18 protein-coding genes are annotated in these 20,920 nt (G+C 66.6%); 9 read left to right on the plus strand and 9 right to left on the minus strand.

Features of this window, described 5'->3' with window-relative positions:
- Position 1: 1 nt before the first annotated feature.
- Complete coding sequence (locus tag ACQI5H_RS06980) at positions 2-901, minus strand: acyl-CoA thioesterase (protein ID WP_427078669.1); 900 nt, start codon at positions 899-901, stop codon at positions 2-4.
- A 202-nt stretch (positions 902-1,103) separates the two neighbouring features.
- Between ACQI5H_RS06980 and ACQI5H_RS06985 the strand changes: the two genes are divergently transcribed.
- Genes ACQI5H_RS06985 through ACQI5H_RS07000 form a run of 4 tightly spaced genes read left to right on the plus strand, consistent with a single transcriptional unit; the run spans position 1,104 to position 3,898 of the window.
- Positions 1,104-1,592 carry an SRPBCC family protein gene (locus tag ACQI5H_RS06985; RefSeq protein ID WP_427078670.1) on the plus strand — a complete coding sequence of 163 codons (489 nt, stop codon included), beginning with the start codon at positions 1,104-1,106 and terminating at the stop codon, positions 1,590-1,592.
- A 55-nt stretch (positions 1,593-1,647) separates the two neighbouring features.
- The gene (locus ACQI5H_RS06990; protein WP_427078671.1) at positions 1,648-2,475 is read left to right on the plus strand and encodes an SMP-30/gluconolactonase/LRE family protein; all 828 of its coding nucleotides are present in this window, start codon (positions 1,648-1,650) and stop codon (positions 2,473-2,475) included.
- A gap of 24 nt (positions 2,476-2,499) precedes the next feature.
- Positions 2,500-3,330: a thioesterase family protein gene (locus tag ACQI5H_RS06995; protein ID WP_427078672.1), complete on the plus strand. Its 831-nt coding sequence runs from the start codon at positions 2,500-2,502 to the stop codon at positions 3,328-3,330.
- A gap of 31 nt (positions 3,331-3,361) precedes the next feature.
- The gene (locus tag ACQI5H_RS07000) at positions 3,362-3,898 is read left to right on the plus strand and encodes a TetR/AcrR family transcriptional regulator (RefSeq protein WP_427078673.1); all 537 of its coding nucleotides are present in this window, start codon (positions 3,362-3,364) and stop codon (positions 3,896-3,898) included.
- Between the two features lie 106 nt (positions 3,899-4,004).
- Here the strand turns inward: ACQI5H_RS07000 and ACQI5H_RS07005 are convergent, their stop codons facing one another.
- Positions 4,005-5,342 (minus strand): FAD-binding oxidoreductase, encoded by a 1,338-nt coding sequence (locus ACQI5H_RS07005; protein ID WP_427078674.1) that lies wholly within the window; start codon positions 5,340-5,342, stop codon positions 4,005-4,007.
- Between the two features lie 150 nt (positions 5,343-5,492).
- Positions 5,493-6,416 (minus strand): TauD/TfdA dioxygenase family protein, encoded by a 924-nt coding sequence (locus ACQI5H_RS07010; protein WP_427078859.1) that lies wholly within the window; start codon positions 6,414-6,416, stop codon positions 5,493-5,495.
- Positions 6,417-7,054: 638 nt separating this feature from the next.
- Between ACQI5H_RS07010 and ACQI5H_RS07015 the strand changes: the two genes are divergently transcribed.
- Both ACQI5H_RS07015 and ACQI5H_RS07020 read left to right on the plus strand, forming a co-directional pair.
- A complete protein-coding gene (locus ACQI5H_RS07015; protein WP_427078675.1) occupies positions 7,055-7,711 on the plus strand; it encodes a hypothetical protein in 657 nt (218 codons plus the stop codon).
- A gap of 18 nt (positions 7,712-7,729) precedes the next feature.
- Entirely contained in the window at positions 7,730-8,770 is a 1,041-nt protein-coding gene (locus ACQI5H_RS07020) for a hypothetical protein (protein ID WP_427078676.1), read from the plus strand.
- A 41-nt stretch (positions 8,771-8,811) separates the two neighbouring features.
- Here ACQI5H_RS07020 and ACQI5H_RS07025 read toward each other — a convergent pair whose 3' ends face one another.
- The 4 genes from ACQI5H_RS07025 to ACQI5H_RS07040 form a co-directional block, all read right to left on the minus strand.
- Positions 8,812-10,770 (minus strand): ABC transporter ATP-binding protein, encoded by a 1,959-nt coding sequence (locus ACQI5H_RS07025; RefSeq protein ID WP_427078677.1) that lies wholly within the window; start codon positions 10,768-10,770, stop codon positions 8,812-8,814.
- A gap of 5 nt (positions 10,771-10,775) precedes the next feature.
- The gene (locus ACQI5H_RS07030; protein ID WP_427078678.1) at positions 10,776-12,530 is read right to left on the minus strand and encodes an ABC transporter ATP-binding protein; all 1,755 of its coding nucleotides are present in this window, start codon (positions 12,528-12,530) and stop codon (positions 10,776-10,778) included.
- A gap of 87 nt (positions 12,531-12,617) precedes the next feature.
- A complete protein-coding gene (locus ACQI5H_RS07035; protein ID WP_427078679.1) occupies positions 12,618-13,991 on the minus strand; it encodes a metallopeptidase TldD-related protein in 1,374 nt (457 codons plus the stop codon).
- Positions 13,988-15,508: a TldD/PmbA family protein gene (locus tag ACQI5H_RS07040; protein WP_427078680.1), complete on the minus strand. Its 1,521-nt coding sequence runs from the start codon at positions 15,506-15,508 to the stop codon at positions 13,988-13,990. The genes ACQI5H_RS07035 and ACQI5H_RS07040 overlap by 4 nt, the downstream gene beginning before the upstream one ends.
- 194 nt (positions 15,509-15,702) lie before the next feature.
- Between ACQI5H_RS07040 and ACQI5H_RS07045 the strand changes: the two genes are divergently transcribed.
- Positions 15,703-16,476, plus strand: coding sequence for a sensor domain-containing protein (locus ACQI5H_RS07045; RefSeq protein ID WP_427078681.1), 774 nt, complete (start codon positions 15,703-15,705; stop codon positions 16,474-16,476).
- 38 nt (positions 16,477-16,514) lie between these two features.
- Entirely contained in the window at positions 16,515-17,225 is a 711-nt protein-coding gene (locus ACQI5H_RS07050; protein ID WP_427078682.1) for a sensor domain-containing protein, read from the plus strand.
- Between the two features lie 115 nt (positions 17,226-17,340).
- On the opposite strand, the gene ACQI5H_RS07055 is transcribed toward ACQI5H_RS07050, so the two are convergent.
- Together ACQI5H_RS07055 and ACQI5H_RS07060 are read right to left on the minus strand one after the other, a co-directional pair.
- Entirely contained in the window at positions 17,341-18,081 is a 741-nt protein-coding gene (locus tag ACQI5H_RS07055; protein ID WP_427078683.1) for a glucose 1-dehydrogenase, read from the minus strand.
- 16 nt (positions 18,082-18,097) lie between these two features.
- Complete coding sequence (locus ACQI5H_RS07060; protein ID WP_427078684.1) at positions 18,098-19,198, minus strand: diacylglycerol kinase; 1,101 nt, start codon at positions 19,196-19,198, stop codon at positions 18,098-18,100.
- Between the two features lie 178 nt (positions 19,199-19,376).
- On the opposite strand from ACQI5H_RS07060, the gene ACQI5H_RS07065 reads away from it, so the two are divergent.
- Positions 19,377-20,897: a PE family protein gene (locus tag ACQI5H_RS07065; protein ID WP_427078685.1), complete on the plus strand. Its 1,521-nt coding sequence runs from the start codon at positions 19,377-19,379 to the stop codon at positions 20,895-20,897.
- Positions 20,898-20,920 lie beyond the last annotated feature (23 nt).

Genomic DNA, 20,920 nt, shown 5'->3' on the forward strand with positions numbered 1-20,920 from the left:
GTCAGAATCGCGCGCGAGAGTCGATGGCCGTGTCGCTGGTGCGCAGCGGCCGGATCAGCGCCTCCTGAGCGAAGGAGCACAACAGGTCTCCGGCCTCCGAGTGCACGGTGCCCCGCACGTACGACATTCCCGCGCCCACCTGTGTGCTCTCGTGCGTGTAGAGCAGCCACCCGTCCCAACCGAGCGGCTCGTGGAACGCGACGGAGATGCTCATCGGTGCGGTGGACACGGTCAGGTGCGCCTGACTGGTACCGATCCCCGGATGCGCGCGCATGGTGGTCGAGATGCCCAGATGGCCGGTGAAGTACGCGACGAGCGCCTTGGCCAGATCGTCGCGGGCCGGGATCGGATCGTAGTGCAGCCACGCATGCAGCTCCGGCGGCCCCACCTCGTCGGGGCTGTTGACGTCGACGACGTCGACGAGGCGCAGTTCGCGCCCGATCATCGGCATCTCGGCGTGGTTTGCGTCGGCCGGCCCGGCCACGTCGGGTCGCGGCAGGTGGTGGCGGATGACGTCGGCGGTGGGGACGTCGGCCAACACGGTGATGCTCAGGCAGCGTCGCCCGTTCTGGTGCACGGCGACGACCGCGGTCGCGGTGGACCGGCCCTCGGCCACGACGTCGAGGATGAATTCGATCGGGGGGCCGACGGCGACGGCGCGGGAGAACACCGCGTGCGCCGAGCGCACCGACTTGTCCGGGAATCGTTTGGCCACCGCGACGATGGCCTGCGCGAGCACCTGGGTGCCTTCCACCACCTGCCGTTCGTCGCCGCCGGCTCCGATGTCGCCCGCGGTGTCGCCGGTGAACCGGTCCTGCCCGTCAGGGCGCACGTCGAACAGATCCAGCAGGCCCTGCACCGTCCACTCGGTCTGCTCGGATTCCTCGGAAGCCTTAGTCAATCCGCTCCACCTCTCGCGCTAGCAGCTCACGGCTCAGCGTGACACTTTGAGTAAGATTTGTAAAGCTTGGCTAACAAAGCACAGGCTTCTGCCGCCAGTGCCCGGCGGGCGGGGCGCTGGGCGGCGGACGCCCGGCCAGCCGGGCACCCGACCCACCCTAGTCACTCGGCCCGCCAACGGAAAGCACAGGGAGGCAACGCAATTGGGCATCGTCACCAGCACCTCAGAAACCGCATTCACCCAGTCCGCCGAGACCGTGTACGACTTCGTCACCAACCCGGCGAACTGGACCAAGACCTACCCCGGCAGCGCGCACATCGGCGAGCTGCCGGAGCTTCCGCTCAAGGTGGGCGACACCTGGGTGGAGGCGGGTCCCGACGGCGACCGGATCTTCAGCTGGCAGCTGGCCATCGCCAGGCGGCCGACGCTCTTCGTGTTCAACTCCATCGGTCGCCTGGGCCACGATCGCGACGACCCCACCGGTCTAAAAAGCGGGATGGAGGGCCGCATCACCGTGTCGTACCAATTCAGCAGGCCCGGCCACGACATCACGCTGTTCGCCCGGACCATGACGATCGAGGCCTTCAAACACGCGCCGCTGCCCGACCAACTGTTCCAGCAAGCCAATCCGGCCAAGATCGACGCCTATCACGAGGCCGTCGCACGGGAGCTCGCCCGAGCGGAAAATTGACACCGACACCCGCGGTGCGTGACACTTTTGCGGTGTTTTGTAAAGGCATGAGCGGATGATTCCCGAGCCGCTGGCCAACGGCTTCTGCTTCGGCGAAGGCCCGCGCTGGTTCGAGGGCCTCTTGTGGTTCTCCGACATGCTGGGAGAGGCCGTCCACACGTCGACCATGGGCGGCTCGCTGACCACGCTGCCGCTGCCCGGGCGCTCCCCGTCCGGGCTGGGATTTCGGCCCGACGGGTCGCTGCTGATCGCCTCGGCCGAGGATCGCCAGGTGCTGCGCTACGACGGCGAGACGGTCACCACCATCGCCGATCTCACCGAGCTCGCCCCGGCCAACCTCGGTGACATGGTCATCGACGACGCCGGACGCGCCTACATCGGGTCACAGGCGTTCTCCGGTGGGGTCATCATCCGGCTCGATCCCGACGACCGCGCCACCGTCGTCGCGGAGGATCTCGACTTTCCCAATGGGATGGTCATCACGCCGGACGGACAGACGTTGATCGTCGCCGAATCGATCGGCCGGCGCCTGTCCGCGTTCACCATCGGCGACGACGGCAACCCGGGTGCGCTGCGCGACCGCCGGATTTTCGCCGACGGCCTGGACGGCCCGCCGGACGGCATCGCGCTCGACGCCGAAGGCGCGGTGTGGACGTCGATGACGCTGGCGCACCAGTTCGAGCGGGTCGGCGAGGGCGGTGTTGTGACGGACCGCATCGACATGGGTGAGCGCGTCGCCATCGCCTGCGCGCTGGGCGGTCCCGAGCGCCGCACACTGTTTCTGCTGTCGAGCACCGACGCGTATCCGCAGCGCCTCGTCGGCACCCGGCTCTCGCGGCTGGACGCCGTGACGGTGGCAACGCCCGGCGCCGGCCTGCCCTGACCCGCACGACCACGAGGGGGACGAGTGACCGACTCGTACTACGAGCTCATCGCTACGGACGCGGTGGGCGAGAAGTTTCGGGCCACCGACCTGGCGCGCGGCACCTGGTCGGCGGCGATACAGCACGGTGGCCCGGTGTCGGCGCTGCTTGTGCGGGCGCTGGAGCGATGCGAGCCGCGCGACGACACCCGCCTGTCCCGGGTCGTCATCGACCTGTTGGGTGGGGTCCCGGCCGAGGGCGACCTCTGGGTCAGCTCGCGGATGCAACGCGGCGGCAAGCAGATCGAACTGGTCGGTGCCGAGATGCTGGCCCCCGGCCCCGACGGCGAGCTCCGGCCCGTGGCCCGCGCCAGCGGATGGCGGTTGCAGCACCAGGACACCCGGCCGGTGGCGCACGCCGCGGCCCCGATGCCCCGACCGCGATCCGAGGCCCGCGACCGCAACCTCAAGGCGCGGGACTGGGACCGCAACTACGTGCACAGCCTGGATTGGCTGTGGCTGACCGAACCGCTGAGCGCGGGCCCGGGCGAATCCTGGATCAACCCAACCGTGGACCTCGTCAAGGGCGAGACCATGACGCCGCTGGAACGGCTGTTCGCGGTGGCCGACTGCGCCAACGGCATCGGCAGCAAATTGGACATCACCAAGTGGACGTTCCTGAACACCGACCTGGCCGTGCACGTGTTCCGCGTTCCCGACGGTGACTGGATCGGCATTCGCGCGGAGACCAGCTACGGGCCGGACGGAATCGGGACCACGGTCGGCACATTGTTCGACGAGCAGGGGGCGGTCGGTGCGATCCAGCAGTCGGTGCTGGTGCGCAGCCGGCCCCGGCGGGAAGCGAAGAACCCGTGACACGTTTGCGCTACTTCGTAGGGTTTGTCTTATGAGCCATCCGGTCCAAACGGCGGAGATCGACACCTCGACGCGACAGCGCATCCTGTTGGCGACCGCCGAGGTGCTCGGCCGCAACGGCAAGACCAAGCTCAGCCTGTCCGAAGTGGCCACCCAGGCCGGGGTTTCGCGGCCGACGCTGTACCGCTGGTTCGCGTCCAAAGAGGAGCTACTGTCGGCGTTTTCGCAATACGAGCGGCAGCTCTTCGAAAGCGGTTTGGTCAAGGCCACCGCCGGCCTCAAGGGCGTCGACAAGCTCGACGCCGTGCTGCGGTTCATCGTCGAGTACCAGCATTCGTACTCCGGGGTGCGCATGGTCGACGTCGAACCCGAGCACACCATCGCCCAGTTTTCCCACGTCATCCCGCAGATGCGCGACGGGCTGCAACGGCACCTGCCCGGCCCCAACGCCGCGGTCAAGGCGGCGACGGTGATCCGGATCGCCATCTCGCACTACATCGTGCCCAGCGACGACGCCGAACAATTCCTCGCGCAGCTGCGGCACGCCGTCGGAATCAAATCGGCATAACTTTGCCGCCGCGCGCTGGGGGCACCTCCCGCTTGCGAGCGTGCGTGTCTGTACAGCGACACGCCGCCGCGGCCGGCGTTCCGCGCACGCTCGCGGTGGGTGGCGTCTAGAACAACACCGCCGCATTGAGGTAGCCGGTGGGGTCGAGGGCGGCCTTGACCGCCCGCATCGCGGCGATGTCGGCCGGTTCGCGGGACATCCCGAGATAGGGCCGCTTCAGGCTGCCGACGCCGTGTTCCGAGCTGACGTTGCCTCCGCACCGCGCGATAAGACCCATCATCGGCGCGTAGATCGCCGACTCGTGCTCGGCCGGGCAACGCAGGACGTTGAGGTGCAGGTTGCCCTCGCCGACGTGGCCGAACAACACCGGCAGCGCGTCGGGGACGCGCGCACGGATCAACGCAACCGCCTCACGGGCGAACCCGCCGATGGCCGACAGGGGCAGCGACACGTCGAACTTCAACGGCGGCCCGTACACACCGAGCACCTCCGCCAGCGATTCGCGAACACGCCATAACCGTTGCTGCGCAACCGCATCCACGCCCACGGCGGGCTCGCCGCACATCTGCACACCGTCGAGCAGATCGGCGAGCCGATCGGTCTGATCGTGGTCGGCGGCCAGCTCCACCAACAGCAACCAGTCGCCGGACACCGGCGCACCGACCCCGAGATGCTCGCCGGTCAGCGCGGCGGCGCGGCCGTCGATCAATTCCAGCGCGGCGATTCCGTCGACGTCCCGAAACGTCCGGTCTGCCTCGACGAGCGCCTCCAGGTCGGCGAACCCGCAGACCGCCGTCACGCGGTGCGACGGGGCGGGGTGTAGTCGCAGATCCAGCGCGGTGATGACACCAAGGGTCCCTTCGGCGCCGACGAACAGCGCCGGCAGGTCATAGCCGGTGTTGTCGCGGCGCACCAGGCTGTGGCGGCGCAGCAGCGAACCGTCGGGCAGCGCCACCTCCAAACCGACGACCTGCTCGCCCATGTTGCCGTAGCGGACAGTGCGAAGCCCGCCGGCATTCGTCGAGGCCATGCCGCCGATGGTCGCCGTGTCGCGGGCGGCCAGGTCGACGCCGAACACCAAACCCGTTGCGGCGACGGCATTTTGCACGGCGGCCAGCGGGGCGCCGGCACCCACCTCCACACGGCGCTCGAGCGTGTCGACGTCACCGACAGTGTGCAGCCGCTCGGTGGACAGCAACACGTCATCGTGCCCGGGAACGGTGCCGGCCACCAGCGAGGTCCGGCCGCCCTGCACGGTGACGTGCGCCCCGGCGTCGCGGCACACCCGCAGCACCTCGGCGACCTGCTCGGCCGAACCCGGCCGCACCAGCGCGCTGGCCCGGCCCCGGTAGCGCCCGGTGTGGTCCACGCTGCGGCCGGCCAGCACGTCGGGGTCGGTGACGACGTGGCTCGATCCGACCACGTCCGCCAGGTTGCGCAGCATGCTCGCGGTTATAGCACCGCGAAATCGTGTCGATGACACCGGCTAAGAAGGCGGTCTGGCTTTACGAGAGCGTCGGCCGGTCGCGGGGCAGCGTGCGAAGTCGGTCCGCGTGGTTAGGCCGTCGTTGATATCGGCAGCCCGTCGGCCCGATCAGCCCGCAACCGATTCGAGCTTCCCGCCACTGACCGACCGACTCTGTCGCCCGTGAATATCTACGGGCACCTCGCCGCTCAGGGTGACGCGATGCATCAGACGGTGCTGGTTGTCGTAGTCGTCAACCGCGCGATGTTGGGTTGCGTAGTTGTCCCAAATCGCCACGTCGCCGGGTGTCCATTGCCACTGAATCGTGTTCTCGGGCAACGTGATACGTCTTTGCAGCAGTTCGAAAAGAACCTGCGACTCGTAGTTCTCGAGGTCCGGGAATCCCCGCACCCACTGCCCGAGAAGCAGCGCCCGCTCGCCGGTTTCGGGATGCACGCGCACAACGGGATGCTCGGTGCGGAAGTCCGGCGCCGGGGGCGCCTGCCGCAGCGGCTGTTGCTCACCCGGAACGTCCATGTTGCCTGCGGCGTGATGGCGAGCAGGTGAGCCGCCGGGGATGAGAACGTGGCCTAGGCCTTGAAAGTGGCCGACCTGGTCGTAGCGGCTACTGTGCAACGCCCACAGGTTTTCGGTCAGGAGCTTGAGCGGCTCGGGCAGCGCGGCGTAGGCGGCCACAGTCGAGGCCCAAAGGGTCGATCCCCCGTAGCTCGGCAGGGTGATCGCGCGCAGTATTGCCGCCTTGGGATAATTCAGCGCGAATGTCTGATCGGTGTGCCAGTTGGTCGCCTTGCGGTAGTCGGAGTCGAAAGCCAGCTGATCAAGCGGGGCGCCGAGCAACCGGGAAAAGGCGTACTGCTGCTCGTCGTCGAGGTGGTGCTGACCCCTGAAAAAGATCACCTTGTGGCACAGCAGCGCCTGATGGATCTGATCCACCACGCCCGCGTCGAGGTCGCCGCCGAGCGCCACTCCATCGATGCGGGCGCCGATATGCCTGCCCAATTTCGTGACGGCAAGCGGGGTTGTCGCTGGCATAGCCATCGCAATGGTCCTTCGTGAGGCCCGTAACGTGGAGTCAGATCCTACGACACCCACACCAGCAGCGGAAGCGCCCAGCGGTGCCGCCGAATTGCGGCCTAGCGGCGCGAAAGCTATTTCCACAAAATTCGCGATCATGCCCCCGAAAATTTCCCCCGGGGCTGTGGCGCTTTCGCGCTTCTCGCGCACTGTCAAAGCAAAGCGGCGAGAAACTAACGAAATAGCAGTCAATGGTGGCGGCACCGGGCGGATGCGACGAGCCCGATGCCGTAGTCCCATGCGCCGTGACCTGCAGCGGACTGGCTTATAGCGTCTATCCGAAGGGGCACCGGAAATCGGGACATCCTGCCACCGTGTGTGCTACATTTCCGGCTCATGAGCACGATTTCGAGCATCGACAATAGTCAGATCAAAGAAAGCCGAGCTGGCCGTCTCCGGATCTTGCTGCATCCCGGCCCCGGCTCCGGTGCACTTTGCACTGGCACATGCAGTTGTCGCTGCGAAGACGAACGAGTTGTGGAGCAACCTGCCGGGTCGGGTTGGGCCATAGCGCAACCTAGCTAAACCCGCCTCGGGTAGTGCCTACCCACGTTAGCGGCGGCCCCGGTGGTCATCGACAGACCGGGGCCGGCTTGATGCCGGATGTCCGGCCGGGAGCATTTGAGGCGCTGGACTATCAGGCGCCATTCCTTATCGAGAAGCTAGTCAAAGATAGCGTTGTCGAAACGTCTGAGGAGGCGTGCGCACTTTTTACCGAGCTGAAGCGATACCTGGTGCTAACCCATGTCGATCAGACAAAAACCTGGAAGATGCACTCGGCGTACGTGGACGAGGTATGGCACCAGTTCGTGCTCTTCACCGTGGAATACAGCAGGTTTTGCACCAAGTATTTCGGTACTTATCGCCACCACTTCCCAAGCAATGCGCCAGGCGCCTCCGTCGGCGCCCCTCCCGAAGCCACGTTGGCCGAGTTCGGTGACCGGTACCGTGACATCTTCGGCATGGACCTGCCGCAGGTTTGGGACGACTCGCGCTGCGTAACGCCGCACCGACGTATCGTGAACCGCTATTACGGACAATTGGCGTTGGGCTCGGTGGACGGGATGGCCGAGCTGACCGACCGCAACGGTCGAGTTTTCTTGAGTGTCAACGACATTGCACGGGATGCGCTGCGATTCATTGCCGGCACGGGCGCCTTCTATGTCCGTGAACTGCCGGGCGACCTCACCGAAGAGGAGAAGATCGCGCTGGTCGCCGGACTGGTCGAAACCAAGGTCCTCCGTGTCGGTTGAAAGTCCAGGAGGCGCTCCGTGAAGCTCGACGAACTGTGTGAGCTGTTTGACCGGCATGCATTCCCCGACGCGAATGTGCGCGAGCATCCGGACAAAGACGCGGTCCTTGCCGCGCGGGCGGCGGTAACCACGGCCGTCCGTGACGATCACTTCCTCGTCGATTGCTTGGCACACGAGCTGACCCGACTCGAACAACGGCGGGGCCTGCGTCCGGGGTTGGTTCCGTTCTTCACCGTGCCCGGATTTGGAATCCGCTTTGCGTTTGGATACTGGCCGCCGGGCCGCAACGCCGGGGCGCACGAGCACACAGCCTGGACGATTACAGGTGTCTGCCATAACGAGCTGATAGTCGAGACCTACGACCGCGAGGAGTCGTACCGCCGACAGACACTAGTGCCGAAGAACCGCTTCGACGCTCCCGCCGGGCAAGTCGGCTTCATCTACGAGCCGTGCATCCACGATCCGCGCAACCCGACTGACCGCTGGTCGCTGTCGCTTCACGTCAGCAGTCCGCGTGACGGTGAGCAGTTGGCAGACCAAGAACAATGTCTGCCGATTCTGGATAACTTCCCCGCGCGCCGGCGGACTGGTCCGGACGATCCCTACGACGAGGTGATTGCGGCCCGACGCCGGCAGCTCAAAATCCGTGCCATCGCCGAATACCTCGCCCAGGTCGAGGCCGTTCCGGTCGCGGACTTGCTTGAGCGTTGCGTTCGGCAAAGTTCCTTGTCCACCCGACGGTTTATCCACGGCTTGGGCAGAACCGACGTGACGAACGCCGGCCGGCCGACGGCGCGGACCCTTACGCGTTGCCACGAGAAGCTGGCGCTCGACTATCGGGAAACCGGCGACTTCGTTGCTCTCGGGGTCGAGACACCTCGCGGTTGGGTAGAAGAATTGGCCGTTTCGCCGTTAGCGCGCGAGGCCATCGACTTCTGCGTCAGGACACCACGATTCGAGGTGGCCGACCTACCGGGACGCCTGACCGATGAGGAGCGGTGGGCGATCGCCGAGGTACTGGAAGAAAGCGCGCTGTTCACGGCTGACGCCAGCGAATGACGTTGTGCGAATGACGTTGTGACAGAGCAGGGTACGTCGCGCTAAACGCGGGTCATCGCGTAATACGCGCCCCGGCGGGCCATCAGCTCGGCATGGGTTCCCCGCTCGACGATCCGGCCGGCCTCGAGCACCAAGATCAAGTCGGCATCCCGGATGGTCGAAAGCCGGTGGGCGATAATGAAACTCGTTCGGTCCCGGCGCAGCTCGCGAGTCGCATGCGCAAGGAGCAGCTCGGTGCGGGTGTCGACGGAGCTGGTCGCTTCGTCCAGGATGAGCAACTGGGGGCGGGCCAGAAACGCCCGGGCGATGGTGATCAGTTGCTTCTCACCGGTACTGATATTTGCGGCGTCGTCGCTGATCCAGGTTTCGTAGCCGTCCGGCAGCGTCCGCACGATCCGGTCCACGTAGGCCGCCTTGGCCGCCTCGATGATCTCGTGTCGCCCGGCGTCGGGCCGTCCGTAGCCAATATTCTCGGCGATCGTTCCGCCGAACAGCCAGGTGTCTTGCAACACCATCCCGATCCGGGAGCGCAGCGAGCGCCGGCTGAGCGTCGTGATGTCGGTCCCGTCGATCAGGATGCGGCCCGAGTCGACGTCGTAGAAGCGCATCAGCAGGTTCACCAGCGTGGTCTTGCCCGCGCCGGTCGGTCCGACGATCGCCACCGTGCTGCCGGGTTCGGCCACCAGCGACACATCCCGGATGACGGGGACGCCGGGGAGGTAACCAAAAGTGACGTGCTCGAACTCCACCCGGCCGCTTCCGAGCTCGCCCGCCGGGCCCGGGCGCGGCCCCCGGACCGCCATCGGCGCCGGCAGCAGCGAAGAGCCGCTGGCGTGGACGACTTCAGCGCTGTCGGGCGTCTCCTCGGCGGCATCGAGCAACTCGAACACCCGCTCGGCACTGGCCACCCCGGACTGCAAGGTTTGGTACATGCTGGCCACCTGAGTCAAGGGCCCATTCAACTGGCGCACGTACTGGATGAACGCCTGGACGGCGCCGAGTGTGATCTGACCGGTCGCCACCTGTAGACCGCCGACCACCGCGACCGCGACGTAGGTGAGGTCGCCGAGGAACATCGTGGCCGGCGACAGCAGGCCCGACAGAAACTGCGCACGGAAGCTAGGGCGGTAGACGTCTTCGTTGAATTCGTCGAATCGCTCCAGCGTGTGGGCCCGGTGTCCGAACGTCTTAACCAACGTGAAACCGCTATAGGTCTCCTCGACGTGGGCGTTGAGCCACCCGGTATTGGCCCACTGCGCCACGAACATTCGCTGCGAACGTTTGGTGATCAGCCGCGTCGCCAGTAGCGACAACGGCATGGTCAGCAACGCCATCCCGGCCAGCAGCGGCGAAATGGTCAACATCATCGCCGACACCGCCATCACCGTCAGCACCGCTATCAGCAACTGGCTGATCGTCAATGACAGTGACGTCTGCAGGTTGTCGATGTCGTTGGTGAGCCGGCTGAGCAGTTCCCCGCGCGGGCGTTCGTCGAAGAAGGACAGCGGCAGCCGGTGCACCTTGTCCTCGACCTCGGCACGCAGCGCCCGCACGGCGCGCTGCACGATCACGTTGAGGATACGCACCTGCAGCCAAACCATCAGCGGTGCAAGAAGATACAGTACCAACGCCAACCCGAGGGTGCGGCCGACGGCTCCGAAATCCACGCCCACGCCGGGCGTGATGTCCATCCCCGACAGCAGGTCGGCGAAGGTGTTCTCGCCCCGTGCGCGGGCGGCCGCGATGGCCTGCTCCTTGGTGATGCCAGCGGGTAGCCGCCGGCCGATGAACCCGTTGAACAGCAAGTCGGTGGCGTGCCCCAGTATTCGCGGTCCGACCACCCCGATCGCGATACCGCCGGTCGCTAACGTGACGACCAGCGCAGCGAGCCCGCGCTGCGGAGTGAGCAGTTTTACCAGCCGGATCGCCGAGCCGCGGAAATCGCGGGATCGTTCGGTGGGCGGTCCCTCCACCACACCGCGGACGGGAGTGCGGACCACGGCCCTCACGGTGCCAACCCCCCCGTCCCGGCGGTCATCGCCTGCGAGTCAGCGAATTCGGCGTAGGCGGCACAGTCCGCGAGCAACGACTCGTGGGTGCCGTCACCGACGACCTTCCCGCCGTCGACGACGATCACCCTATCGGCTTCGATGATGGTCGAAATCCGCTGCGCGACAATGATAACCGTGGCTTCACGGGCCACATCACGAAGACGCGCACGGACACGGGCGTCGGTGTGGACGTCCAGTGCGGAAAAGGCATCGTCGAACAGGTACACCGCCGGCCGGCGGATCACCGCGCGGGCGATCGCCAGACGCTGACGCTGGCCACCGGAGAAATTGTTCCCGCCCTGGGCCACTGGCATCTGCAGCCCGTCCAGGTGTGCACGGACGAAATCCTCCGCGCAGGCCACCCTCAGCGCGTGCCACATCTCTTGCTCGCTCACGGCCTGCCCTGGAGCCGCGCCGAGCCGCAGGTTGTCGGCCACGGTTCCGGAGAACAGGTAGCCACGCTGGGGCACGAGCCCCAAGGTCGACCAGAGCGCCTCGGTGTCATAGTCGCGGACATCGACCTCGTCCAGGCGAACCGAGCCCGACGTGACGTCGTAGAGCCGGCAGATCAGCGAGATCAGCGTCGACTTGCCCGAACCGGTGGAACCGACGATTGCCGTGGTGGTGCCCGGCAGCGCGGTCAGCGAGAAATCGTGTACCACCGGGCGATCGGCACCCGGGTAGCAGAACGAGACACCGTCCAGCCGGACAACGCCGCGCACAGCCTGCGGACGTTTCGGGTTCGCGGGGCTCGTGATCGCGGGCCGCGTGGAGAGCACCTCGCCGATCCGATTCGCGCATACCCACGACCGGGGCACCTCCATCAGAATCCAGGTCGCCACCATCACCGACATCAGGATCTGCATGAAATAGACCAGGAAGGCGATCAGCGAGCCGACCTGCATTTGGCCACCGTTGATACGCAGACCGCCGAACCAGATGACCGCGACGCTGGACAGATTTATGGTCAGGTTAGTCAGCGGCAGCATCAATCCCTGCCACTTGCCGGCCCGCAGCGCCCTTTCCGCCAGCGCGAAGTTCGCCCGCCCGAATCGCTCCCGTTCAAAAGGTTCCCGGGCGAACGCCCGGATCACCCGGATGCCGGAGAGCTGTTCGCGCATAACCCGGTTGATGTTGTCGACCAGGTCCTGCATGCTGCGGAATAGCGGCAACATATGCGACACGATCCAGTAGTCGCATACCGCCAGCACCGAAATGCTGATCACCAACAGCCAGGACAGCTCGGCGTCTTGCTGCACGGCTACGACGACGCCGCCGACGCACATGATCGGTGCGGTGATCAGTCCGGTGCAGCTCAGTTGCACCAGCATCTGGAGCTGCTGGACGTCGTTGGTGGTCCGCGTCAGCAGCGACGGTGCGCCGAACCGGGCGGTCTCGTGCGCAGAGAAGCCCGTGACGTGGTGAAAGATCGCTCGACGCAGGTCGCGGCCGAACCCCATGCCGGTCCGGCACCCGAAGTACACGGCCCCGGCGCTGCACAGCACCTGCACACCGGTGACCGCGAGCATCAACGCGCCCAGCTTGACGATGGTCTCGGTGTCGCCCTTAGCCACCCCGTCGTCGATGATGGCCGCGTTGACGGTGGGCAGGTAGAGCAAGGCCAGCGCGCTTATCAACTGGAACAGCGCGACCGCTGCGACCAGCCGACGGTAGGGCCGGACGTACCGTCGTACCAGTGCAAGGAGCATTTCCGTACTGTCGCACATTGCCAGGCGCGTCGCGACGAACCGGCGCAGCCGGCCGAACTCGGAAAGTGCGCACCTCGACGGAATCGCTTACTGCGCCGGACTTATCGACGACATGTGAAAGTCGGGGATCCGTAGCGATGGCATCGCCGCCCGGGGAGCCCAGTCGCCCCATTGCCGCGGGAGGGTCAGCTCGCTGACGCCGGCCTGAGTCGCTCGCCGCAGCAGCTCCACCGGGCTCTCACTGAACCGAAAGTTGTTGACCGCGCCCGTGACTTCGCCGTCCTCGATCCGATAGACACCGTCCCGGGTCACACCGGTCAGCAGGAGCGTCGTCGGGTCGACCTCACGGATATACCACAGCGTGGTCAGCAACAGGCCCCGCTCGGTGCTGGCGAGCATCTCGGCGAGGTCCGCGCTGCCGCCGGTCATGAGCAGGTTATCGGCGGCCACCGCGACCGGCGCGTCAAACTCGGCAGCCGCGGCACGCGGATAGGCCAGCGCGTTGATCACCCCGTCGCGGATCCACTCGACTCGCCCGAAATCCAACCCGTTGTCGAAGACTGACACCATCTCCGACGAGCGTGACGCGGCGGCGAACGGCGAACACGCCAAGCCGGGGGCCGACGGGTCGGAGTACAGGGACAGTGGAAGGTCGGTGAGACGATCCCCCAGCCTGGTCCCGCCGCCGACCGACGCGAACGCGGTCCGGCCCTCCTGCGCGCCGCGGCCGGACATCCTGCGCTGCAAGCAGATCATCATGTCGGCCACCGTCGACGGCGGCATGATCGTCTCGTATCGACCCGGCCGCAGCTCGACGGTGCGCTGCGCCCAACCGAGGCGAGTCGACAGCCGTTCGAGCAGCAGATCTGTTGGCACAGCGGCGAAATCCGGCGTTCCGACACCGGCCCAGGCACTAGCGGCACCACGCTTGGCGGTGATCTGCACCGAGCCGGTGGGTTGGGTGTAGCGCCGCCGCAGTCCGGTTGACGAAGCCAAAAACGTCGTCTCCAGCACATGGTGCGCGTAGCCGTACAACTGGTCACCGCCACGGAACGCCCGGCTCAACGGGCCGGCGACATCCGCGAACACCTCAACGCCGGTGCCGGGAGCGGGCGCGTCCCAATCGTCCGGCAGGCCGGAGCCGGTCAGCAGTGGCGCGGCATCGCGCGCCGCCGGAGCCGAGCGCGCCGCCTGCTGGGAAGCCTCCACCAGCCCGGGAATCACCGACGGGTCCATCTCGGCGAAGCGCAGCGAGCAGACGTGCGCGCTACCCTCAAGGCGCACAACGGAAATCACTGTGGTGCTGCGACTGACCGACATGCCGTTGGTGGTCATCGAGTTGTTCGCCCAGCGCAGCGACGCCTCGTCGCGGTCGGTGACCAGGACCAGGGTTTCATCGGCCCCACCCGACCGGGCCGCCTCATCCAGGACGAGCTCGACGACCTGCTGTGCGGGGATCATCGGCGCCGCCCCTCAGCGCGGGTGTTGAGCACGTTGACGCCGCGGAACAACGCGGACGGGCACCCGTGGCTGACGGCGGCCAGCTGCCCGGGCTGGGCCTTGCCGCACGTGAAGGCGCCGCCCAGCCGCCACGTCGACTCGCCCCCCACGGCCTCCATCGAATTCCAGAAGTCGGTGGTGGTCGCCTGATAGGCGACGTCACGCAGCTGACCGTCCAGGCGGCCGTCGCGGATGCGGAAGAACCGCTGCCCGGTGGACTGAAAGTTGTGGCGCTGCATATCGATCGAACACGATCTGTCGCCGACGATGTAGATGCCATCGTCGACTCGGGCGATCAGGTCCGCGGTGCTGGTTTCGCCGGGCCCGGGCTGCAGCGAGACGTTGGCCATCCGCTGGATCGGGACGTGATGGGGCGAGTCGGCGTATGAACAACCGTTGGAGCGTGGCCGCCCGAGCCGTGACGCGGACATCCGGTCGAGCTGATAGCCGACGAATACCCCGTTGCGCACCAGATCCCAGCTTTGGGCGGTCACCCCCTCGTCGTCGTAACCAACGCTGGCGAGACCGAATTCGACGGTGCGGTCGGCGGTCACGTTCATCACCGGCGAGCCGTAGCGCAGGGTTCCCAGCTTGTCCGGAGTGGCGAACGACGTTCCGGCGTAGGCGGCCTCGTAGCCCAGGGCGCGGTCGTATTCCGTTGCGTGGCCTATTGTTTCGTGAATGGTCAGCCATAGGTTAGACGGGTCGATCACGAGATCGGTTGGGGCGGCCCGCACGCCGGGCGCGTTGACCTTTTCGGCCAGCAGCAACGGCATCTGCGCGAGTTCGTCGGTCCAGTTCCAGATGTCGTCGCCGGCCAGCACCTCCCAGCCGCGGCCCATCGGGGGCGCCAGCGTGCGCATCGTGTCGAACCCGCCTGCCCCCGCGTGGACGGTCACCGCCTCGATGGCCGGCGTCAGGCGCACCCGCTGCTGGGTGATCGACGATCCGAACGTGTCGGCATAGAAAGTTTGCTCTTTGACGACAGTCACGTTGGCCGACACATGGTCCACCCCGGCGCCGGCCAGCAACCTGCCCGAATACTCCTGCAGGACGGCGATCTTGTCGGCGGTGGGAACGGTGAACGGGTCGATCTGGTAGCCCGATACCCAGGTGGCGTCGGCATACACGGGTTCGGGCGCCAGATCGACGCGGTCGGTGTTCAGCGCCGCCAGGGTGCTGGCCGCCCGCACGGCCCGCCGCGCGGTGTCCGCCGCAACGTCTGGAGCCAGCTCGGCGTGCGAGGCGAATCCCCACGTGCCATCGACGATCACCCGGACCGCCAGGCCGAGCTCGCGGTTCAAGATCGCCGTCTCCATTTTCCCGTCGCGCAGCTGGATCGTCTCGGTAGCGATGCGATGCACCCGCAAATCGGCATGCGTGGCCCCGGCGGCGCCGGCCGCCGACAGCGCGGCGTCGGCTAGCTGGTGGCGCGGAAGGCTCAGGAAGTCGGCATCGATCTGCCGATTCGATGTCACCACTTCGCCGTAACGACGGCTCTGATGACGTTTACCGAGTTGTGCTGGCTACCTTCCATGAAGGTCCCCTCTCTCGGAGTTCTCGGCCGAACGCCCGACATCTATCACACGGCAGGAACCCAGCGTGCGGTCTCGCTCGGAATGAGTGCCGCGTTGGTAGCATCTGCGCATGCCGTTAACCGGGAGCGTGGCCGGTGGATGAGCCGCCCGGTGCGGACGAGGGCGGCACGGTATGCCTTTCCCGATCCCGCAAACCCTGGCGCATCGGCTCCCGGGCGACCGCCGCGCTGGTGATCATGGCGGTCACGGTGGCTGGCTGCGGGCGTGCCACGTCCACCCCGCAACCAGCGTCACCGCAGAGCGTGTCGACCCCACCGGCGCCGACGCTGGCGTCCGAGGGACTGGACTCCATCCTGCTCACGGTGGCGGACGTCAACGCCGCGATGGGCGCCTCGGACATGCAGCCCACGTCGCCGATCGAGCACGCGACATGGACGGTCGACAGAACGCTGTCCAATCTGGACTGCCGCGCCGCATTCTTCGTAGCCGAAGCGGCCGTGTATCAGGGCAGCGGATACAAGGCGGTCAGCGCCCAGGGGCTGCACGAAGTGGGAGACGACCCGCACCACCGTGTCGGGCAGGCGGCGGTTAGCTTCCCCTCGGCCGACCTGGCGGTGGCCTTCGTGCGGTCCTCGGCGGACAAATGGCGTGCCTGCGCCGGGCAGACCATCACCGCACACCACATGGGGCGGGACTACCTGTGGACCGTCGGAGACCTAGGCGGGAACGCCCCGGCGATTACGCAGCCACACACGCTCGAGGGCGGCAACGGATACACCTGCCGCCACGTGCTGCGCGCCGTCTTGAACGTGGTCCTCGACGTCAATGCCTGCGCATATCAGCTCGGCGACCAGGCGGGCCAGATCGTTGACAAGATGGCCGACACCGTCACCCGGCAAGCCCATTAACGGGGTGGCTGCCGGGACAAGAAAGTCAGCGGAGTGCAATGGACAAGTCGATGTGGGCCACCGCCCTGGCCATCTGCACCGTGGCCGCCGCGTGCGCTGGCCATCCGGCCCCGCAGGCGACGTCAGCGCCCCCTTCGCCCGCGGCGCCGATCGCGGCTTCGGCACTGCCGGGGTTATTGCTCAACACAGAGCAGGTCAACACCACGATGGGCGCAACCGGCATGACCGTCGAGGACGGCAAGAACTACACGCAGATGTCAACCGCCGAGGGCATACCGGCCGAATGCGCGGGGGTGGCCATACCGGCCGCGGCCCCCGCCTATGCGGGCAGCGGGTGGACGGGCTATCAAGGTCAGGTCCTGTTCGAGCCGGGAGACCAACTCGCCCATTACGTTGACCAGGACGTTGTGGCGTTTCCCACCGCCGGCCACGCCACGGCGTTCTATAAGCAAGCGGGGGCGCTTTGGCGGGGCTGCTCCAATCGCAGCTATACAGCCCGCCCGCCGGACCCGGGGAAGAACGGAACGTGGGACGTCGGGCCGGTCAAGGACTCCGACGGAATGTTGACGGCGATCCGACAGAGCGAGAGACATGTTGGTTGGCGCTGCCAGCGCGCCCTCACGGTCGCCAACAACGTAGTGATCGATGTCATGGCGTGTGCCTACGGCAACGCCAACACCCTGGGGGTGACCTTGGCCAAGCAGCTCGCCGCCAAGGCCGCGCCCGGGTCGGGTAACCCCGGCAAGTAACCGCCATCGCGCAATCTCTGGGAGCCGCCCCTTAGGGGCTGTCCAGGCACCAAAGATGCTGCGCCGCAACGCGGATGAGCTCCGTCGCTGATCGTCGGCGACTAGCCAGGTTCGGTCAGAACTCCTTGTGATTCACGTCGGTGACCAGCCCGCCGTCCATCACGTACTCACTGCCGGTGGAGTACGACGACTCGTCGCTGGCCAAGAAAAGCACGAAGGTCGCGACTTCCCGGACCTCGCCCGGACGCCCGAGTGGGATCGTCACCATGTCCTCGGGCAGATGCGCGGTCATCGGCGTGCGGATGAATCCCGGGTGCACCGAGTTCACCCGAATGTTGTGCGGCGCCAGCTCCAGTGCCGCCGACTTCGCCAGCCCGCGCACGCCCCACTTGGACGCGACGTAGGGGTGCACCATGGGCGCGCCGCGCAGCCCCTCGATGGACGACACGTTGATGATCGAGCCGCCCCCGGCCGCGATCATCGGCTCTACCGCGACTCGCATGCCCAGGAACGTCCCGGTCAGGTTGACGTCAATCACCTTCTGCCACTTGGCCAGATCGAAGCTCTTCAGTGGGCCGAGCGCGACGGTTCCGGCGTTGTTGACCAACACGTTGAGCTTGCCGAATTCGCCGATCGCAGTGGCGACCGCGGCGTCCCACTGGTCGGGCTGGGTGACGTCGAGGTGGACGTAGCGCGCGGAGTCGCCGATCTCGTCGGCCAGCGCCTTGCCCTGGTCGTCCAGGATGTCGCCGATCACGACCTTGGCGCCTTCCTCGACCAGCAGGCGCGCATCTTCGGCTCCCATACCGCCAGCGCCACCACTGATGAGTGCAACTTTGCCGTCTACCCGACCCACGCGGGTCTCCTTTCGTTTAGGTGGTCACCAAAGTGCTTGGTGCGTAAAGGCCTTTGCCGGTTACCAGCGGCAGGTCGAGGGTGGTGCGGATGCCAGGCGGCGCGGCGACCACCGCCGGGATGGCGTTGACGATGCGGCCCGCGGCGCCGACGATCGCGGCGTGGTTGTGGTCGCCCTTGCGGCTGCTCGGGACGATGTCCACGGCATACGACGGTTCGCCGGTGATCTCGACGCGATACGAGCCGCCGCCGGAAGCGGGTTGCGGCCAGTCGGGCCGCAGGTCGGGTCGCAAGCGGGTGATGTGTTCGACGACGATGGCCGGGTGCCCCTTGGACATGCCGCGGATCTCGAACTGCAGCGCGGCCTGCGTGCCCTTGGCAATGTGCCCCACCGCGATGTCGAAGTCTTCCGGCGCCGGCTCGCGCTGGATTGACTGGGTAATCTCGTCGATCTCGACCCCGAGGCCGGCCGCCAGCTGACGGATTGCCGTTCCCCAGGCGAAGGTGAGCACGCCCGGTTGCAGCAGCATCGGCACGTCGTCCAGCGGCCCGCCGAATCCCATGTAGCGCATCACTTCTGCGCCGTCGTAGCTCGCATAGTCGGCGATCTCCATGCAGCGGACCTGCTCGATGCGCTGACAGGTCCCGCAGAGCGCGAAGGGAATGAGGTCGTTGATGAATCCCGGGTCAACGCCGTTGATGAAGATACTCGAATTTCCTTGCCGCGCAGCAGCTTCGACGCGGGCGATGTACTTGTCGGGCATGACGCCCCATGGGTACTGCAGCAGCCCGGGCGACGATCCGACGACGTTGATTCCGTCGGCCAGGATGCGCATGACGTCCTTCATCGCGTCGGGCAGCCGGGTGTCGCCCATGGCGCAGTAGACGACGCATTCGGGCTTGGTGGCCAGAATTTCGTCGAGGCTCCCGACGGCCTTGATGCCCGTGCTGACGCCCGCGTCCAGGCCGACGCCGCACAGTTCTCCGGCGTCCTTGCCCACCTTCTTCGGTGTCGACACGCACACGCCCGTCAGTTCGAACTGCGGGTTGGTGATGAGTTCGGCTAGGGCCAGGCCTCCGACATTTCCGGTGCCGACGTGCGCGACGCGGATCGCCATCAGAGTCTCCGTTTCGTAGAACACTGGAAAACTTTTCTAGACACTAGTCCATAATTTTTGGGTCGCCCACCGGGGCTCAGCCGACCCGCAAAGCCCTTGGCCAAACCGCGCGACTTCCCGCAGGCACCGTCTTATGCTCGTTTGTGCTGGCAGTCGGGAAGGGGATGAGGGCGGGGAGATGTCGTACGTAGTCACCACCCCCGAGATGTTGGCGGCAGCGGCCAGCGATGTGGGAAACATCGGTTCGGCGATCAGCACCGCCAGCTCGAACGCGGCGGGACCGACCACAGGTTTGATCCCGGCGGCCGAGGACGAGGTGTCGAAGGCCATCGCAAAGCTCTTTGGCGCGTACGGCCAGGAGTACCAGGCGCTCGTCTCGCAAGCTTCGGCGTTTCACGATGAGTTCACCGAGGCGCTGGCCGCCTCGGGAAACGCCTATGCGGAAGCCGAGGCCGCCAATTCGGCCCTGATGCTCGGGCCGTCGAATGCGCTGAACACGATCGCCTCACCGATCCAGATGCTGTTCGGACAACCGGCGCTCACCGGCGGATCCAGTGGGGCCAGCGCGATGACGTCGATGGCGTCGATGTCCAGGGCGGCCTCCGCGGATCCGCTGCTCGCGTTGATCATGGGCGGCACCGGCAACCCGGCACCCAACCTCGGCTATGTCACGAGCATCTTCAACTCGTACATCCAGCCCAACCCGCTGTTCGCCGGGGCCACCCCGCAGGGCCTCTTCACGCCCGAACAGTTCTGGCCCATCACCCCTAATCTCGGGAACCTGACCTTCGGCCAATCCGTCGCGCAGGGTACCGGCCTCCTGAACAACGCGCTCGTCGGTCCCACCGGAGTGCTCACGCAGGGCAACAGCGCCGTGGTCGTCGGCTACTCGCAGAGCGCGACGGTCGCCACCAACGAGATCAACTCCCTGATGGCGGCGGGCTCGCCCTATCAAGACCAGCTGTCCTTCATGCTGCTCGCCGATCCCAACACCCCCGACGGCGGCATCCTGGAGCGCTTCCCCGGCTTCCACCTACCGTTCCTGGATGTGCCGTTCAACGGTGCGACTCCGCCACTTTCGCCCTACCCGACCAGCATCTACACGATCCAGTACGACGGCATCGCCAACGCCCCGCAATACCCGCTCAACCTCGTGTCGGACGCCAACGCCGTCGCGGGCTACTTCACCCTGCACGACACGTATCCCACGCTGACCGCCGCGCAGCTCGCCAACGCCGTGGCCCTGCCGACGTCTCCCGGCTACACGGGCAGCACCCAGTACTACGAGTTGCTGACGCAGAACCTGCCGCTGCTGCAGCCGATCCGCGATATCCCGTTCATCGGCAACCCGCTCGCCGACGTCTTCCAGCCCGACCTGCGGGTGCTCGTCGACCTCGGCTACGGCTCCTACGGGCCGGGCCTCAACTACGCGAACATTCCCACCCCGGCCGGCCTGTTCGAAGTCGTCAACCCATTCACCACCGGGCCCGACCTCGCCCTCGGGGCCGTGCAGGGACCCCAGGGCGCGCTCGTCGACCTCGGACTGTTGCCACAGTCCGCGACCCCGACCATTTACCCCTACGTTCCGTCCATCGATCCGAACCTGAACTTCTTCCTGGGCCAACCGAGCGTGACCGGGCTGTCGCTGCTCAGCGGCGCCACCGGGGATGTGCTGCGTCTGATTCCGCCCATCCACTGACCCTTTGGGCCTTGACACCATTG

The organism is Mycobacterium heidelbergense (genome assembly GCF_050205645.1).
Taxonomy (GTDB): Bacteria; Actinomycetota; Actinomycetes; order Mycobacteriales; family Mycobacteriaceae; genus Mycobacterium; species Mycobacterium heidelbergense_A.

What these genes read in the sequence shown, in the direction of transcription:
- ACQI5H_RS07065 (WP_427078685.1), top strand. Translation starts at nt 19,377, where the DNA reads ATGTCGTACGTAGTCACCACCCCCGAGATGTTGGCGGCAGCGGCCAGC.
- ACQI5H_RS07060 (WP_427078684.1), bottom strand. Translation starts at nt 19,198, where the DNA reads ATGGCGATCCGCGTCGCGCACGTCGGCACCGGAAATGTCGGAGGCCTG.
- ACQI5H_RS07050 (WP_427078682.1), top strand. Translation starts at nt 16,515, where the DNA reads ATGGACAAGTCGATGTGGGCCACCGCCCTGGCCATCTGCACCGTGGCC.
- ACQI5H_RS07010 (WP_427078859.1), bottom strand. Translation starts at nt 6,416, where the DNA reads ATGCCAGCGACAACCCCGCTTGCCGTCACGAAATTGGGCAGGCATATC.
- ACQI5H_RS07015 (WP_427078675.1), top strand. Translation starts at nt 7,055, where the DNA reads ATGCCGGATGTCCGGCCGGGAGCATTTGAGGCGCTGGACTATCAGGCG.
- ACQI5H_RS07000 (WP_427078673.1), top strand. Translation starts at nt 3,362, where the DNA reads ATGAGCCATCCGGTCCAAACGGCGGAGATCGACACCTCGACGCGACAG.
- ACQI5H_RS07030 (WP_427078678.1), bottom strand. Translation starts at nt 12,530, where the DNA reads ATGCTCCTTGCACTGGTACGACGGTACGTCCGGCCCTACCGTCGGCTG.
- ACQI5H_RS07035 (WP_427078679.1), bottom strand. Translation starts at nt 13,991, where the DNA reads ATGATCCCCGCACAGCAGGTCGTCGAGCTCGTCCTGGATGAGGCGGCC.
- ACQI5H_RS06990 (WP_427078671.1), top strand. Translation starts at nt 1,648, where the DNA reads ATGATTCCCGAGCCGCTGGCCAACGGCTTCTGCTTCGGCGAAGGCCCG.
- ACQI5H_RS07005 (WP_427078674.1), bottom strand. Translation starts at nt 5,342, where the DNA reads ATGCTGCGCAACCTGGCGGACGTGGTCGGATCGAGCCACGTCGTCACC.